Source organism: Chryseobacterium sp. SIMBA_038 (assembly GCF_046535115.1).
Taxonomy (GTDB): domain Bacteria; phylum Bacteroidota; class Bacteroidia; order Flavobacteriales; family Weeksellaceae; genus Chryseobacterium.
This window is the reverse complement of record NZ_JAWRXH010000012.1, coordinates 18,159-33,150: the sequence shown is the minus strand read 5'-3', so window position 1 is coordinate 33,150 and position 14,992 is coordinate 18,159. Positions and strand designations below refer to the sequence as shown.

Here is a 14,992-nt window from a genome sequence, read left to right as displayed (position 1 = left end):
CAAATGCTGAGTGAAACGCCCTTGCGAACGAAAAAAAAATCAAGTTTAATTAAAAAGACTTAGCGACCATAGCGTTAAAAAACTCAGCCAAAATATGTAAGATAAAAAATCTTTAAAATCAATTCAAAATGAAAAAATTCACCTCTGTAAGTGATGTTGAAAACTTACAGGAAATCATACAAAAAGCTTTACAAATTAAAGAAAATCCTCTTTCGAAAACCGAAAAGGGGAAAGGAAAAACAATCGGACTTGTCTTTTTAAATTCAAGTTTGAGAACCCGTTTAAGTAGTCAGATTGCGGCACAAAATTTAGGCTTAAATGTATTAACGTTAAACGCAGCTCAAGAGGCCTGGAATCTGGAATTTGCAGACGGAGCTGTGATGAACGGCGACACTGTTGAACACATAAAAGATGCCATTGAAGTATTAAATCAATATTGTGACATCATTGCGGTTCGTTGTTTCGCTGGAATGAAAAGCAAGGAAGATGATGTGAACGAAAGTATTTTAAGTCAGTTCGAGCAACATGCAAAAGTTCCGGTTATCTCTTTGGAATCAGCAACGCGTCACCCTTTACAAAGTTTGGCAGATTGTATCACGATTACAGAAAACTGGAAGGAAGAAAGAAAACCGAAAGTGGTTTTAACTTGGGCGCCTCACATCAAACCAATTGCCCATGCGGTAGGAAATTCTTTCGCAGAATGGATGCAGGAAATAGATGTGGAATTGGTGATTGCAAATCCTGAAGGTTATGATTTGGATAAAAACTTCACCAAAGATGTTAAAATAATCCATAATCAGGATGAAGCGTTAAAAGATGCAGATTTTGTGTATGTGAAAAACTGGTCGTCTTTTGATGATTATGCAGTCATACCTGAAGTAAAAGAAAACTGGATGCTGACGAATGAAAAACTTGAAAATACCAATCAGGCAAAAGTAATGCACTGTCTTCCAGTTCGTCGTAACGTGGAACTGAGTGACGAGGTAATGGATGGCGAAAATTCTATCATTTACCAACAGGCAAAAAACCGAATTTTCTCGGCTCAGGCAGTTTTCTCTGAAATTTTAGATGAAATTAATTCAAAATAACAGAAATTCCTTCAATCCTTGTCATGGTTTTAAACCTTGACAAGGATCATAAAAGTGTTTATAATGAAAGAAAAATTATACATCATAAAAATCGGCGGTGCTTTAATTGATGATGAGGAATTATTGAACGAATTTCTGGAGCAGTTTTCTGATATTCAGGAAAAGAAAATTCTGGTTCATGGAGGGGGGAAATTAGCGACCACGTTGGCTGATAAACTAGGCGTTGAACAAAAAATGATTAACGGACGAAGAATCACAGATAAAGATACATTGGATATTGTAGCGATGGTGTATGCGGGAGGAATCAACAAAAACATTGTGGCAAAACTTCAGCATAAAAAATGCAAAGCAATGGGGTTTTCGGGGGCTGATGCCAATTTAATTAAGGCTAAAAAAAGAGAACACGCCGAAATAGATTTCGGGTTTGTAGGAGATATTACGGAAAAAAGCGTTAACAGAAAGTTGATTTCAAAGTTATTGAAGCTTGAATTGGTTCCTGTATTCTCTGCGATTACTCATGATAAAAAAGGACATCTTTTTAATACAAATGCAGACACGATTGCTTCGGTGATTGCTCAGGCTTTATCAATAAAATATGATGTTGAATTGTTGTATTGTTTCGATAAAGAAGGCGTTTTGGAAGATATAAACAATCCGGAATCTGTTATAAAAAATATTTCCGAAGGAGAGTTTTCAACCTTAAAAGAGGAAGGGAAATTGCATAAAGGAATTTTACCCAAGTTGGAAAACGCTTTGGGAGCTGTAAAAAATAAAGTCAATAAGGTATTCTTAATTAAAGAAACCGAACTAAAAAACCATATAGAAAATCATCATGCAGGAACTGAAATCTGTTTATAGTAAAGAAGAATTACTGAATAATGCAGTGGATTTGTTGAAAAAACTGATTGAGATTCCGTCATTCAGCAAGGATGAATTTAATACGTCTGTGGAGATTGAAAATTTTTTCAAAAAACATCAGATTCCAACAAAACGTTTTAAAAATAACATCTGGGCGGTGAATAAAAATTTTGATGTTTTCAAGCCGTCAATTTTGTTGAATACCCATCATGACACGGTAAAACCAAATAAAGCTTACACTTTAGATCCGTTTCTTGCCATTGAGAAGGATGGAAAGTTATTCGGATTGGGAAGTAATGATGCAGGAGCTTCTCTGGTTTCGATGGCGCAGGTTTTTTTACATTTTTTCGATAAAGAAGATTTAAAATATAATTTAGTTATTGCTTTGACGGCTGAGGAGGAGATTTCAGGGTTTGACGGGATCGAAGCTTTATTTCCGCAACTTCCGAATGTGGAGTTCGCTATTGTAGGAGAGCCAACGCAGATGAATCTGGCGATTGCGGAAAAAGGACTTTTGGTCATTGACGGGGAAATGAAAGGTACTCCTTCTCACGCCGCTCATCCTAATGGCGATAACTCGATTGTGAAATGTATGGAAGATTTGCAGCAAATTTTAAACTTCAAATTTCCTAAGGTTTCAGATTATTTAGGTGAAGTTAAAGTTACATTGTCGGGAATTCATGCCGGAGTTCAGCATAACGTAGTTCCGGAATCATGCACTTTTACGTTGGATGTTAGGGTGACGGATGAATATTCTAATGAAGAAGCGTTTGAAATTATCCAATCGCAGATGAAGTCAAGCTTAACGGCTAGATCTTTCAGGTTAAATTCATCAAAAATAGAGATGGAGCATCCGTTTGTACAGGCTGGTCTGGAAATTGGCAGGACAACTTACGGCTCGCCAACTTCGTCCGATCAAGCGATTATTCCGTGTACATCAGTAAAGATCGGTCCTGGCGACAGTAGGCGTTCTCACACAGCGGATGAATACATATATATAGATGAAATAAAAGAAGGAATTGATATTTATATTCAAATCCTTGAAAAAGTTTTATAAAACGACTTAGGAAAATGGAGCGTTAAGAAAATTAATTCTGTGAACGTTAAGAAATTCTACTGTTTGAAGCGCGAAACAAATATTAAATTGAAAAACAAATATTGAATTCGCACAAGTTTTAGAATTTTTAGATAACAGAAATAATTTTTAGCGTAAGTTTCCAGTCTTGAAATAACATTCGACGACTTTATGGAGTCAATTTTTGTTTCTTTTGTTTCAAGACAAAAGAAAATATAATGTTAGTTTTTTACTGTTTTAACTATACACTCAGCAGGCAATGAAGTTTGAAATATTTTTAATAAAGATTTATGCAAAAATTGAATTAGAAATGAAAGACTTGTACAAAATAATAAGTTGTCCTGTTGAGTTGTCAAAACAAACTAAATTTTTAAAGAAAAAAATATGAAAAAAATATGGCAGAAGGATGACCTTGCTACCAATATATTAGTCAATACATTTACAGTCGGAAAAGATCTTGATTTTGATGAGCGTTTAGCAAAATACGACGTCAAAGGCTCGATGGCGCACTGTAAAATGTTGGCAGAAGTTGGAATTATTTCCAATGAAGAATCAGAGCAGATGTTATCTGTTTTGGAAGAAATTTTGAAAGATATCGAAAACGGAACTTTTGAAATTGATAAAACTGCGGAAGACATTCACTCGCAGGTAGAATCTATCTTAATTGAAAAATTAGGGGATACAGGAAAGAAAATTCATACAGCGCGTTCAAGAAATGACCAAGTTTTATTGGATATCAAACTATATTTAGTTGATGAAATTCGTGAAATTACGGCATTGACAGATGAATTCTTTCAAATATTAATCAAACTGGCAGATCAGCATAAAAATGTTCTGCTTCCGGGTTATACACATTTACAAATTGCGATGCCGTCATCGTTTGGATTATGGTTTGGAGCTTATGCAGAAGCTTTGTTGGACGATGTTGAAATGTTGTTTTCGGTTAAAAACATCATTAATAAAAACCCACTAGGTTCTGCTGCGGGATATGGTTCGTCTTTTCCGATCGACCGTGAGAGTACGACCTATAATTTAGGTTTTCAGTCGATGAATTACAATTCGGTTTATGCTCAAATGACGCGTGGGAAATCGGAGAAAATGTTATCGATGGCAATGGCTACTTTGGCAGGAACGTTGGGGAAATTTGCGTATGATGTTTGCTTATATCTAAGTCAGAATTTTGATTTTATAAGTTTTCCTAAAGAGTTTACAACGGGAAGCAGCATCATGCCACATAAGAAAAATCCTGATATTTTCGAATTAGTTCGTGCACGTTGCAACAGAATTCAGTCGTTGCCGAATGAGTTTATTTTGTTAACAAATAACCTGCCTTCAGGTTATCACAGAGATATGCAGCTGACGAAGGAAATTCTTTTCCCGGCCATTGATTCTTTAAAAGAATGTCTTGAGATTTTAAGCTATACATTGCCGAATATTCAGGTGAAAGATGGAATTCTGGAAGACGAAAAATATAAATATCTTTTCAGCGTAGAGAAAATTAATGAAGAAGTGAAAAACGGGAGTTCATTCCGTGATGCGTATGTAAAAGTAGGGCAGGAGATCGAAAATAATGAGTTTGATTTTGAAATCGGAAATCTGAATCATACTCATCAGGGAAGTATTGGAAATCTATGTTTAGATAAAATAGAATATCAGTTTAATAAACTGAAAAATAAATTGTTGGGTTAAAAATTTTTATGAGATGCTTCGACTTCGCTCAGCATGACATCGCTAATAAAGCGTGTTATAATAAAACAGTTAGTATTAGAGTTGTCATGCTGAGCGAAGTCGAAGCATCTTTAGATTATTATATCTTTTTACCCTAAATCAATCTTAAACTTAGTAGATTTTTTAACCTCGTGAAGCACAATAGAACTGTGATATTGTCCAATATTAGGGATATTTGAAATAATATTGACTGCGAATTCATTATATGAGTTAATATCCTTTGCAATAATTTTCAACATATAATCGTATTCGCCAGAAAGACTGATAATTTCCTGAACTTCATCGTGCTGCATGATATTTTTCTCAAACGTTTCCAATACTTTTTTGGATTGTTCTTTGAGGCGTACGTTGCAGTAAACGACAATATTTAAACCCAGTTTTTCGCGGTTCAAGAGACCTACATATTTCTCAATAATTCCCTGTTTCTCTAGCTGTTTGATTCTTTCATAGGTCGGAGTAAAGGTAAGACCAATCTTTTCTGAAATGTCTTTCACAGAATAAGTAGAGTCCTCCTGAATGATGCTGAGAATCATTTTGTCTTTTAAATCCATAAACAAGGTTTGAGTTTTAACAAAAATAGTATTTAAAAATGGAAAGTAAAGAATGATTAAAGTTTTTTAATTTATTTGAAACTTTCATTTTGTCAGTTTCAGAATTTATAGTATCTTTGCACCTAATGAATAACACAGTATTTATATCATTAGAATTACCGGGCGTAGACGCCCTTTACGATATTTATTTATAGTAAGCGAAGATATTTTCTTCGCTTTTTTTTTGTAAAAAATTTAAAATATTATGTTTACTATTACAGAACTAAGCACCGAGAGAATCAACAGTATACTGGCTGAAGCGATGGCTTTTGCGAATGGAAAAACTGCCAAAATTGAAGGAGAAGTTTTTTGCTCAAATCTCTTTTTTGAAGACAGTACGAGAACGAAAACAAGTTTTGATATTGCCGAAAGAAAACTAGGATTACAGGTAGTTCCTTTCGATGCATCTCACAGTTCGGTAAACAAAGGAGAAAGTCTTTATGACACGGTAAAAACAATTGAAAGTCTTGGAGTAAACCTTGTCGTGATAAGAGATAAAAAAGACAGATATTTTGATGAGTTAGCAAACATTAAGATTCCTGTAATCAACGGAGGAGACGGAACGGGAAATCACCCTTCACAGTGTATGTTGGATTTGATGACTATTTTCCAGGAATTCGGAAAATTTGAAGGCTTAAAAGTAGGAATTGTAGGAGATGTAAAACACAGTCGAGTTGCGAATTCAAATGCAGAAGCATTAAGAAGATTAGGCGCTAAAGTTTACTTCTCGGGACCAGAAGATTGGTTTGATGAGGGAGCTTTAATCAACGGGACGTACCTTTCTGTAGATGAAATGATAAAAGATGTTGATGTTTTAATGTTGCTAAGAATCCAACATGAAAGACACGATGCAAAAATGAGTTTTTCAGCTTCGGATTACCACAGAAAATATGGTTTGACGAAGGAAAGAGAAAAAGCAATGAAAAAAGAAGCGATCATCATGCACCCAGCTCCGATTAACAGAGGTGTGGAGATTGATACAGACTTGGTAGAATGCGAGCGTTCAAGAGTTTTCAAACAAATGCAGAACGGTGTTTTCGCAAGAATGGCCATTTTAAAAGAAGCCTTAGAAAAAGAAGGACATACTTTTAAATAAGAGCCAAGTTTAAAGGCTAAAGTAAAAAGTTGGTGAGCCCCGAAGGGGCGAAATATCAATAGCCACGGGTGAAACCCGTGGAAATAAATAGGAAAAAAAATAAATAAAATAACAGAATGCAGAAGTCTGACTTCTAACTTCTAAAATCTAATATCTAATTTAAAAAATGAAGAAAAAGTTAATACTGGAATCCGGTGAAGTGTTTCATGGAGAAGGTTTCGGAACAGAATTGGAGACTGCAGGAGAGGTGGTTTTCAATACCGGAATGACGGGTTATCAAGAATTGATTTCTGATCCATCATATTGCGGTCAGATTGTTTGTATGACTTATCCGCTAATCGGAAACTATGGGATTAATAGGGATGATTATGAGAGTATCGAGCCGGCTATCAAAGGTCTTATTGTAAAAGAAGTTTGTGATTTGCCTTCAAATTTCCGTACTCAGATTACTTTAGATGAATTATTTAAAAAGAAAAACCTTTCAGGAATTTCAGGAATTGATACAAGAAGACTGACAAGAATTCTACGTAATTCCGGAGTAGTAAAAGGTAAAATTGTAAATGCTGATGCAGACGAAAATGTAGTTGTTGCAGAATTAAAAGGAACAACTTTCCCAACAAATCAGGTAGAAACAGTTTCTACAAAAACTTCTTATGCAAATCCGGGTAGAGGTTTGAAAGTTGTATTGGTAGATTTTGGATCTAAATTAGGGATTATCAGAGAGTTATCTCAAAGAAACTGCGACATCACAGTGGTTTCTCACGATACAACAGCAGAAGAGATTTTATTAATGGATCCAGACGGAATCATGTTGTCAAACGGTCCTGGTGACCCTGAAGACAATCAGCAAGCATTAGAAATGATCCGCGGATTGTTAGGAAAAGTTCCAATCTTCGGAATCTGTTTAGGACATCAATTAATCGGATTGGCTTGTGGAGCGAAAACTTTCAAGTTAAAATTCGGTCACAGAGGAGGAAATCACCCTGTTTTAGATTTAGAGAAAAACAAAGTGGCAATTACTTCTCAAAACCACGGTTACGCGGTTGATCAGGAAAGTTTAAAAGACACAGATTTAATTGAAACTCACATCGCATTGAACGACAGAACAAACGAAGGTCTGAAACATAAAATTCACCCTTGTTTCTCAGTTCAGTATCACCCGGAAGCAAGTCCAGGACCAGAAGATGCGAACTACTTGTTTGATGATTTCATCACTTTGATGGAGGATTTTAAAAAGTAAGACACTCAGTTTGTCATTCAGAACGAAGCGAAAGCGAAGTGAAGAATCTCTACAAATAAAATTTGGATTCTTATGAAATGACAATATGTAAAATTAAATCTAACTAAAACAGTGCTAAAAGTCTAACATCTAACTTCTAGCATCTCATATCTAAAAAGAAAAATGGCAAAACGTACAGATATAAAAACAATTTTAGTAATCGGTTCAGGACCTATTATCATTGGTCAGGCAGCAGAATTTGATTACGCAGGAACGCAGGCTTGTCTGTCTTTGAGAGAAGAAGGGTACAAGGTGATTTTGATTAATTCAAACCCTGCAACGATTATGACGGATGTTGAAATCGCTGATAAAGTATATATCGAGCCGATTTCACTTCAGTTTGTAAGTCACATCATCAGAAAAGAGCGTCCGGATGCACTTTTACCAACACTTGGTGGACAAACAGGTTTGAACATGGCGGTAGAATTGGAGAAATCAGGAATTCTTGAAGAATGTAAAGTTGAGGTTCTTGGAACTACACTTTCTGCGATCAACAGAGCGGAAGACAGAGATTTGTTCCGTGAATTGATGAGAGAATTGAACGAGCCGGTTCCTGAGTCTGACATCGTAACAACGGTTGAAGGAGCATTAAGCTTTGCTGAAGAAATTGGTTATCCTGTGATCGTTCGTCCTGCCTTCACAATGGGTGGAACAGGAGGTGGAATCGCTTCAAATGAAGTCGAATTAAAAGAAATTGCAGAATTAGGTCTGAAATATAGCCCTGTTACACAATGTCTTATCGAAAGGTCAATCGCAGGTTTCAAAGAAATTGAATATGAAGTAATGCGTGATGCAAACGACAATGCGATTGTGGTTTGTAACATGGAAAATATAGATCCGGTTGGAGTTCACACAGGTGACTCAATCGTTGTGGCACCTTCTCAGACACTTTCTGACAGAGAGTATCAATTATTGAGAAACGCTTCATTAAAGATCATCAGAGCTTTAGGAATCGAAGGAGGGTGTAACGTACAGTTGGCTTTAGATCCACATTCATTCGAATATTATATCATCGAAGTTAACCCCAGAGTTTCTCGTTCATCAGCTTTAGCATCAAAAGCGACAGGATATCCGATCGCTAAAATTGCTGCTAAAATTGCAGTTGGATTAACTTTAGATGAAATCATGAATCCGGTTACAGGTAAAACATACGCTTGTTTTGAACCGGCTTTGGATTATGTAGTAACAAAATTCCCAAGATTTCCATTCGATAAATTCGAAACGGCAGACAGAAGATTATCTACTCAGATGAAAGCAACGGGAGAAGTAATGGCGATCGGAAGAAACTTCGAAGAGTCTTTACAAAAAGCAGTTCGTTCTCTGGAAACAGGTTTGAGACATTTAGGTTTAAAAACAAAACAGGCTGCAGCTTTAACAGACGAAGATATCGAAAGAAGAATCAGAGTGTGTGATGACGAAAGATTGTTTATCATTTGTGATGCTTTAAGAAGAGGTTACGACTGGGAACAAATCGTAGAATGGAGCAAAATTGATAAATTCTTCATCTGGAAATTAAAGAAATTAGTTGATTTTGAAAAAACAATCGCTGCTCATAAATTCGACAAAGAAATTTTAATTCAAGCTAAAAAATTAGGTTTCTCGGATCAGAATATCGCTCACTTATGGGAGTCTACTCAAAGAGAAGTGTATAACTTTAGAAAAGAAAATGGCGTAATTCCGGTTTACAAAATGGTAGACACTTGTGCTGCTGAGTTTGAAAGCGAAACCCCATATTTCTACGGAACTTACGAAGAAGAAAACGAAAGTATCGTTACAGATAAAGAAAAGATCATCGTTTTAGGTTCAGGGCCAATCAGAATCGGACAGGGAGTTGAGTTTGATTACGCAACAGTTCACTCGGTTTGGGCGATCAAAGAATTGGGTTACGAAGCAATTATCATTAACAATAACCCAGAAACAGTTTCTACAGACTTTTCAATTTCAGATAAATTATACTTCGAACCTTTAACGGAAGAAGATGTAATGAGCATCATCGATCTTGAAAAACCAATGGGAGTTGTGGTTCAGTTTGGTGGGCAAACAGCGATCAACTTAGCTGATAAATTGGCAAGTTATGGAGTGAAAATCCTTGGAACTTCATTGGAAGATCTTGACAGAGCTGAAAACAGAGATAAGTTTGAAAAAGCACTTCAGGAAATGGGGATTCCTCAGCCTTTAGGAAAAACTTCAACTTCAAAAGAAGAAGCAATAAAAATTGCTAACGAAATCGGATATCCGGTGTTAGTTCGTCCAAGTTATGTTTTGGGAGGTAGAGCAATGGAAATTGTTTATACTGAAGCAGAACTGGCTCACTACATGGAGTTTGCAGTAGATGCAAGTCCTGATCAACCGGTTTTAGTTGACCGTTATATCACAGGAAAAGAAGTTGAGGTTGATGCAATTTGTGACGGTGAAACGGTTGTGATTCCTGGAATTATGGAGCATATCGAAAGAGCCGGAGTTCACTCAGGAGACTCAATCGCAGTTTATCCGCCACAGAATGTGACTCAGGCAGAAATCGATACTTTGGTAGATTACACGCAAAGACTAGCTAAAGGATTGAATGTGATCGGATTAATGAATATCCAATATGTTTTACTTGATGGTAATGTTTACGTGATCGAAGTAAATCCACGTTCGTCAAGAACAGTTCCTTTCTTATCTAAAATCACGGAAGTTCCGATGGCAAATCTTGCTACAAAAGCAATTTTAGGTCAGAAACTGAAAGATTTAGGTTACAAAAACGGATTGGTTCCAAACAAAGAAGGAGTTTATGTAAAAGTTCCTGTGTTCTCTTTCTCTAAATTAACGAAGGTTGACATCTCGCTAGGCCCAGAAATGAAGTCTACAGGAGAAGTTATGGGGAAAGATACAACGCTGGAAAAAGCGCTTTACAAAGGATTGGTTGCAGCAGGAAGAAAAGTTCCGATGCACGGTTCAATTTTGTTCACGGTAGCGGATAAACACAAGCAGGAAGCAGCTGATTTGGCAGCAAGATTCCATGAAGTTGGTTTCAGAATCTGGGCAACGGAAGGAACGGCAAAATTCTTTGCAGAACAGGGAATTCCTTGTAAGATCGGATACAAAATCGGAGAGGATAGCGTTAACTTAATTGATCTGATCCAAAAAGGAAAAGTTCAGTATGTTGTCAACACCATGACGAAAGGAAAACAGTCTGAAAGAGACGGTTTCCAGATCAGAAGAATGAGTGTTGAAAACGGTGTACCTTGTTTAACATCAATGGATACGGTTGAAGCAATCTTGAAGGTTATTGAAAGCATGAGCTTCAAAATGGAGACGATGTAATTTCGAAACATAAAGTATAAATTTGATCCTCGTAAGTTTTCTTGCGAGGTTTTTTGTTGATCTAAATAATTTGTAGTTGAAAAGAAATTTATATACCTTCGAAAAATAAAAACTAAGTTTCAACTTTTTACCATGAAATCAGATATATTTAATTTACTCATAGCTTCTTTTGCAACATTAGTGACTATAATTGGAATGTATTTATCCAAAAACAAGATAGATAGAAGAAGTGCGGTTATTGATGAAAAAGAGATAAAAGAAGAAATAGATAAGGTTGTGAAACTTATAGATGAAGGAGATAAAAATGTTTTAAACTTGATGATTAAAAATGTAGCAGAATTAAAAGAATATTATGTAATGAACAAGCAACAGGCTAGAAATTCTTTCTCTGCGGCATTAATAACTTGTTTTTTAGGTTTTATTGTTTTTATAGGAGGGATTATTATTTCATATTTTAATCCAGCTAGTTTAGATCAAAATGTCATTCCATATACAACAATAGCAGGAGGAATTGTTGAAGTTGTTTCTGGGTTATTCTTTTGGCTTTATAGTAAAGCAATTACACAAATTAATTTATTTCATGCAAGTTTACAAAGTACAGAAAAGTTTTTAACCGCTATTCAGCTAGTGGAAAAAATATCAGTTGAAAAACGTGATGAAGTTTATAGAAATATAATAGATAAAATAATTAGTTTTAATTTTTCTTCAATGAAAGAACACAAAAAAGATAATTAACAGTAATTTTATTTCGAAATATTTTATAAATTTCTTTTAATTTAATAGAATTAAAATGATTTATATTAATCCAAGCTCCTATCCAAATGTACATAACCACCATCCACATGAATTAGTTGTCCCGTTGTATGCGAAGACTTTTCGGATAATAAAAACGCAACCATATTTGCAATTTCTTCCGAAGTTGTCATTCTGTTTTCTAAAGGAATTTTTGAAGTAATTGTTTTCAATTTTTCCTCCGGATTTTCGAAAGTAGAAATCCACGATTGGTAAAGCGGTGTCCAAGCTTCAGCTACGATAATCGCATTCACACGAATGCTGTAAGGTAAAAGTTCAACCGCCCATTCTCTTGTTAAAGCATTTCTTGCGCCATTCGCAGCGGCATAACCTGATGTTCCGCCTTGTCCGGTTTCTGCTGTCTTGCTGCCAATATTTAAAATTGAACCTTTGCTTTCTTTAAGATAGGGAAGTGCGTGATGCACCAAAAGATAATAATGCACAACATTTTTGTGATATGACGCCATGAATCCTTCATACGAGCCATTTTCCAGACCAATACCATCGTTGACACCTGCATTATTGACGATACCATCAATTTTTCCGTATTTTTTTACAACTTCATCGATTGCTTTTTTGCATTCATCAGGTTGGGAAAGTTCGGCGGTAACGAAATCAGCTTTTCCTCCAAAATCCTGGATTTCCTGAATAGCTTTTTTGTTATCGTCTTCGTTTCTGCCAATGATTATCGGAAACGCTTTTTCTTCGGCTAAGATTTTCGCAATGGCATTTCCGATGCCTTTTGCACCGCCACTTACGATGATTATTTTATTATCTAAATTTAAATTCATAATGTTTTTTTTAACGCAAAGTGCACAAAGATTTTTTTGACTACTAACTGTTTTTAAGTTCGCAAAGGCATTTCATTTAACAAAGACCACAAAGTTTTTACATTCATTTTAAAATAAAAATCTTCGATTTTTAAGAACTTAAGTGTTCTTCTACACGCAAAGAATTTAATCTTAAATATTCTTAAGTGTTAAAAAACTTTTGTGAGTTTTATGGTAATAAAAAATTATAGTTTGTAAAATTTCACTGCATTTCCGGAGAAAAAAAGTTGCTGTTCTTCTTTTGAAAACTGACTTACATATTTTGAAATCAATTCCAGCCACAAAGCATAATTTCCTCCCAATAACATGACAGGCCAGTCGCTTCCGAAAACTGTACGCTTAATTCCAAACTGAGAAAAAACAAAATCCAAAGTTTCAAAAATTGTTTTTTCATCAATATTATTCCAATTTCCCTGTGTCAAAAGCCCTGAAATTTTGCAATAAATATTAGGATTTTTTGCAAGTTCTGAAATATTGGATTTCCAGTCTTTTAAATGATTTGTTTTAAGATCCGGTTTTCCGCAATGATCCAGAATGAAAGGTTGATTTGGTAATTTTTCCGAAAGTTTTACTGCGTCAGAAAGCTGATTCTGTCTCAATAAAATATCGAAAGTATAACCATATTGATGAAGTATAGCGATTCCGTTGAGTACATTTTTTTGCAGTAAAAAACCAAGTTCTTCTCCTTCAGTGATATGTCGGAAGCCTTTAATTATCTTTTCAGACTGATAGTTTTGAAGTGACTGTTCAAGTTTATCAGAAGTTAAATCAATCCAGCCGACAACACCTTTAATAAAAGGATTTTCTTTAGCTAAATTTACCAAAAATTCAGTTTCTTCATCACTTTGATCAGCCTGAACTGCAATACAGCCATCAATTCTGTTTTCATTTAAATATACAGAAAAATCTTCAGGCAGAAAGTCTTTCTGGATTACGGTCATATCTTTCTTAATCCATGCATCGTGAATCGGATCAAATTTCCAAAAATGTACGTGAGAATCAATAATCATTTTAATCAGTTTTTTCTGAAATCAATTTATAATGAAAATATTTTGTCCATCAACTGCCACTTTTCATCCGGCTTAGAATTGGGTAACTGTTGTTGAAATTTCCACATCAATTCCTCCCATTCCTGAACTTTTGAATTGTTGTTATCTGCTTCATTTTTAGCTTCGAAAGAAAAATTTTCATCAGCTTCCACAATCATAAATAATCGATTTTGAACACGATAAATCTCCATATTTACTATTCCTGAATCCAAAATACTTTGCTTTACTTCAGGCCAGACGTTTTTATGATATTTCTCGTATCCCGCAATCAATTCAGGATCATCAATCAAATCGAGGGCTAAACAAAATTTTTTCATTCTCCGTACGCTTTTACTTTTTGTGTACTGTTTCCTAAACCGTCAATTCCCAATTCCACTACATCTCCCGGTTTCAGATACCAAGGTTCAGGTTTTTGCCCCAAACCGACACCGGCAGGCGTTCCCGTACTGATAACATCACCCGGAAGCAAAGTCATAAACTGACTGATGTAGCTTATCATAAATGGCACATCAAAAATCAGATTGGAAGTATTTCCGTCCTGCAACATTTGACCATTAACCTTAAGCCATAAACGTAAATTATGAACATCTTCAATTTCGTCAGGTGTCGCGATAAAAGGCCCAATTGGAGCGAAAGTATCACAGCTTTTCCCTTTTACCCATTGTCCGTTTCTTTCCAACTGAAAAGCTCTTTCACTATAATCGTTATGCAAAACGTAACCTGCAACGTGTTCAAGCGCATTTTCCTCGGAAACATAGCTTGCTTTCTTTCCGATCACAATTCCCAACTCAACTTCCCAGTCAGTTTTTGTACTGGTTTTTGGAATAATCAAATCATCATTAGGGCCTACGATTGCAGTGGTAGCCTTAAAAAATAAAATAGGTTCCTGCGGAATTGGAGCATTGGTTTCAGCGGCGTGATCTTTATAATTCAATCCGACACAGATTATTTTGGATGGTCTTGCCAAAGGTGCACCCAATCTTTCATCAGGAGAAACTTCAGGTAGATTTTGTGTATTTATTTCAGATTTCAAATTTTCTATCGCATCACCGGAAAAGAAGTTTTCATCATAATCTTTTACTAAATGAGAAACGTCATATCTTTTATTGTCAATAATTACTCCCGGCTTTTCGTGTCCCGGTTTTCCGAATTTTATTAATTTCATTTTTTATTAATTTAATGTCCTAAATTATTTTTAACGCAAAGAGCGCAAAGGTTTCTTTGACTACTAACTGTTTTTAAGTTCGCAAAGGCGTTTCACTTAACTAAGATCACAGAGTTTTTCATAATTAAGTTGTTCA

General features: G+C 35.4%; 13 protein-coding genes. 8 read left to right on the top strand and 5 right to left on the bottom strand.

Going from position 1 to position 14,992, the window contains the following annotated elements; genetic code table 11:
- Window positions 1-128 precede the first annotated feature (128 nt).
- The 4 genes from SB689_RS22065 to argH all read left to right on the top strand — a co-directional run bounded on the left by SB689_RS22065 (window position 129) and on the right by argH (window position 4,710).
- The gene (locus SB689_RS22065; RefSeq protein ID WP_410694231.1) at window positions 129-1,088 is read left to right on the top strand and encodes an N-acetylornithine carbamoyltransferase; all 960 of its coding nucleotides are present in this window, start codon (window positions 129-131) and stop codon (window positions 1,086-1,088) included.
- Between the two features lie 63 nt (window positions 1,089-1,151).
- Window positions 1,152-1,946 (top strand): acetylglutamate kinase, encoded by a 795-nt coding sequence (gene argB, locus SB689_RS22060; RefSeq protein ID WP_410694230.1) that lies wholly within the window; start codon window positions 1,152-1,154, stop codon window positions 1,944-1,946.
- A complete protein-coding gene (locus SB689_RS22055; protein ID WP_410694229.1) occupies window positions 1,921-3,003 on the top strand; it encodes a M20 family metallo-hydrolase in 1,083 nt (360 codons plus the stop codon). The genes argB and SB689_RS22055 overlap by 26 nt, the downstream gene beginning before the upstream one ends.
- A 402-nt stretch (window positions 3,004-3,405) precedes the next feature.
- Window positions 3,406-4,710 (top strand): argininosuccinate lyase, encoded by a 1,305-nt coding sequence (gene argH / locus SB689_RS22050; protein WP_410694228.1) that lies wholly within the window; start codon window positions 3,406-3,408, stop codon window positions 4,708-4,710.
- 128 nt (window positions 4,711-4,838) lie between these two features.
- On the opposite strand, the gene SB689_RS22045 is transcribed toward argH, so the two are convergent.
- Window positions 4,839-5,300: an Lrp/AsnC family transcriptional regulator gene (locus tag SB689_RS22045; RefSeq protein WP_066750163.1), complete on the bottom strand. Its 462-nt coding sequence runs from the start codon at window positions 5,298-5,300 to the stop codon at window positions 4,839-4,841.
- Between the two features lie 244 nt (window positions 5,301-5,544).
- Between SB689_RS22045 and SB689_RS22040 the strand changes: the two genes are divergently transcribed.
- From SB689_RS22040 to SB689_RS22025, 4 genes are all read left to right on the top strand, one after another.
- Window positions 5,545-6,435, top strand: coding sequence for an aspartate carbamoyltransferase catalytic subunit (locus SB689_RS22040; RefSeq protein ID WP_410694227.1), 891 nt, complete (start codon window positions 5,545-5,547; stop codon window positions 6,433-6,435).
- Between the two features lie 166 nt (window positions 6,436-6,601).
- Window positions 6,602-7,675, top strand: a complete 1,074-nt coding sequence (locus SB689_RS22035; protein WP_410694226.1) for a carbamoyl phosphate synthase small subunit — start codon at window positions 6,602-6,604, stop codon at window positions 7,673-7,675.
- A 162-nt stretch (window positions 7,676-7,837) separates the two neighbouring features.
- Complete coding sequence (carB, locus tag SB689_RS22030) at window positions 7,838-11,020, top strand: carbamoyl-phosphate synthase large subunit (protein WP_410694225.1); 3,183 nt, start codon at window positions 7,838-7,840, stop codon at window positions 11,018-11,020.
- Window positions 11,021-11,152: 132 nt separating this feature from the next.
- The gene (locus tag SB689_RS22025) at window positions 11,153-11,755 is read left to right on the top strand and encodes a TRADD-N-associated membrane domain-containing protein (protein WP_410694224.1); all 603 of its coding nucleotides are present in this window, start codon (window positions 11,153-11,155) and stop codon (window positions 11,753-11,755) included.
- Window positions 11,756-11,820: 65 nt separating this feature from the next.
- Here the strand turns inward: SB689_RS22025 and SB689_RS22020 are convergent, their stop codons facing one another.
- The 4 genes from SB689_RS22020 to SB689_RS22005 form a co-directional block, all read right to left on the bottom strand.
- On the bottom strand, window positions 11,821-12,603 hold the full coding sequence (locus SB689_RS22020) for an SDR family oxidoreductase (RefSeq protein ID WP_410694223.1): 783 nt from the start codon (window positions 12,601-12,603) through the stop codon (window positions 11,821-11,823).
- Window positions 12,604-12,827: 224 nt separating this feature from the next.
- The gene (locus tag SB689_RS22015) at window positions 12,828-13,652 is read right to left on the bottom strand and encodes an amidohydrolase family protein (protein ID WP_410694222.1); all 825 of its coding nucleotides are present in this window, start codon (window positions 13,650-13,652) and stop codon (window positions 12,828-12,830) included.
- 26 nt (window positions 13,653-13,678) lie between these two features.
- Window positions 13,679-14,008 (bottom strand): L-rhamnose mutarotase, encoded by a 330-nt coding sequence (locus SB689_RS22010; RefSeq protein WP_410694221.1) that lies wholly within the window; start codon window positions 14,006-14,008, stop codon window positions 13,679-13,681.
- Entirely contained in the window at window positions 14,005-14,856 is an 852-nt protein-coding gene (locus tag SB689_RS22005) for a fumarylacetoacetate hydrolase family protein (protein ID WP_410694220.1), read from the bottom strand. Before SB689_RS22005 ends, SB689_RS22010 begins: the two co-directional genes overlap by 4 nt.
- Window positions 14,857-14,992 lie beyond the last annotated feature (136 nt).

What these genes read in the sequence shown, in the direction of transcription:
- SB689_RS22065 (WP_410694231.1), top strand. Translation starts at nt 129, where the DNA reads ATGAAAAAATTCACCTCTGTAAGTGATGTTGAAAACTTACAGGAAATC.
- argB (WP_410694230.1), top strand. Translation starts at nt 1,152, where the DNA reads ATGAAAGAAAAATTATACATCATAAAAATCGGCGGTGCTTTAATTGAT.
- SB689_RS22055 (WP_410694229.1), top strand. Translation starts at nt 1,921, where the DNA reads ATGCAGGAACTGAAATCTGTTTATAGTAAAGAAGAATTACTGAATAAT.
- argH (WP_410694228.1), top strand. Translation starts at nt 3,406, where the DNA reads ATGAAAAAAATATGGCAGAAGGATGACCTTGCTACCAATATATTAGTC.
- SB689_RS22045 (WP_066750163.1), bottom strand. Translation starts at nt 5,300, where the DNA reads ATGGATTTAAAAGACAAAATGATTCTCAGCATCATTCAGGAGGACTCT.
- SB689_RS22040 (WP_410694227.1), top strand. Translation starts at nt 5,545, where the DNA reads ATGTTTACTATTACAGAACTAAGCACCGAGAGAATCAACAGTATACTG.
- SB689_RS22035 (WP_410694226.1), top strand. Translation starts at nt 6,602, where the DNA reads ATGAAGAAAAAGTTAATACTGGAATCCGGTGAAGTGTTTCATGGAGAA.
- carB (WP_410694225.1), top strand. Translation starts at nt 7,838, where the DNA reads ATGGCAAAACGTACAGATATAAAAACAATTTTAGTAATCGGTTCAGGA.
- SB689_RS22025 (WP_410694224.1), top strand. Translation starts at nt 11,153, where the DNA reads ATGAAATCAGATATATTTAATTTACTCATAGCTTCTTTTGCAACATTA.
- SB689_RS22020 (WP_410694223.1), bottom strand. Translation starts at nt 12,603, where the DNA reads ATGAATTTAAATTTAGATAATAAAATAATCATCGTAAGTGGCGGTGCA.
- SB689_RS22015 (WP_410694222.1), bottom strand. Translation starts at nt 13,652, where the DNA reads ATGATTATTGATTCTCACGTACATTTTTGGAAATTTGATCCGATTCAC.
- SB689_RS22010 (WP_410694221.1), bottom strand. Translation starts at nt 14,008, where the DNA reads ATGAAAAAATTTTGTTTAGCCCTCGATTTGATTGATGATCCTGAATTG.
- SB689_RS22005 (WP_410694220.1), bottom strand. Translation starts at nt 14,856, where the DNA reads ATGAAATTAATAAAATTCGGAAAACCGGGACACGAAAAGCCGGGAGTA.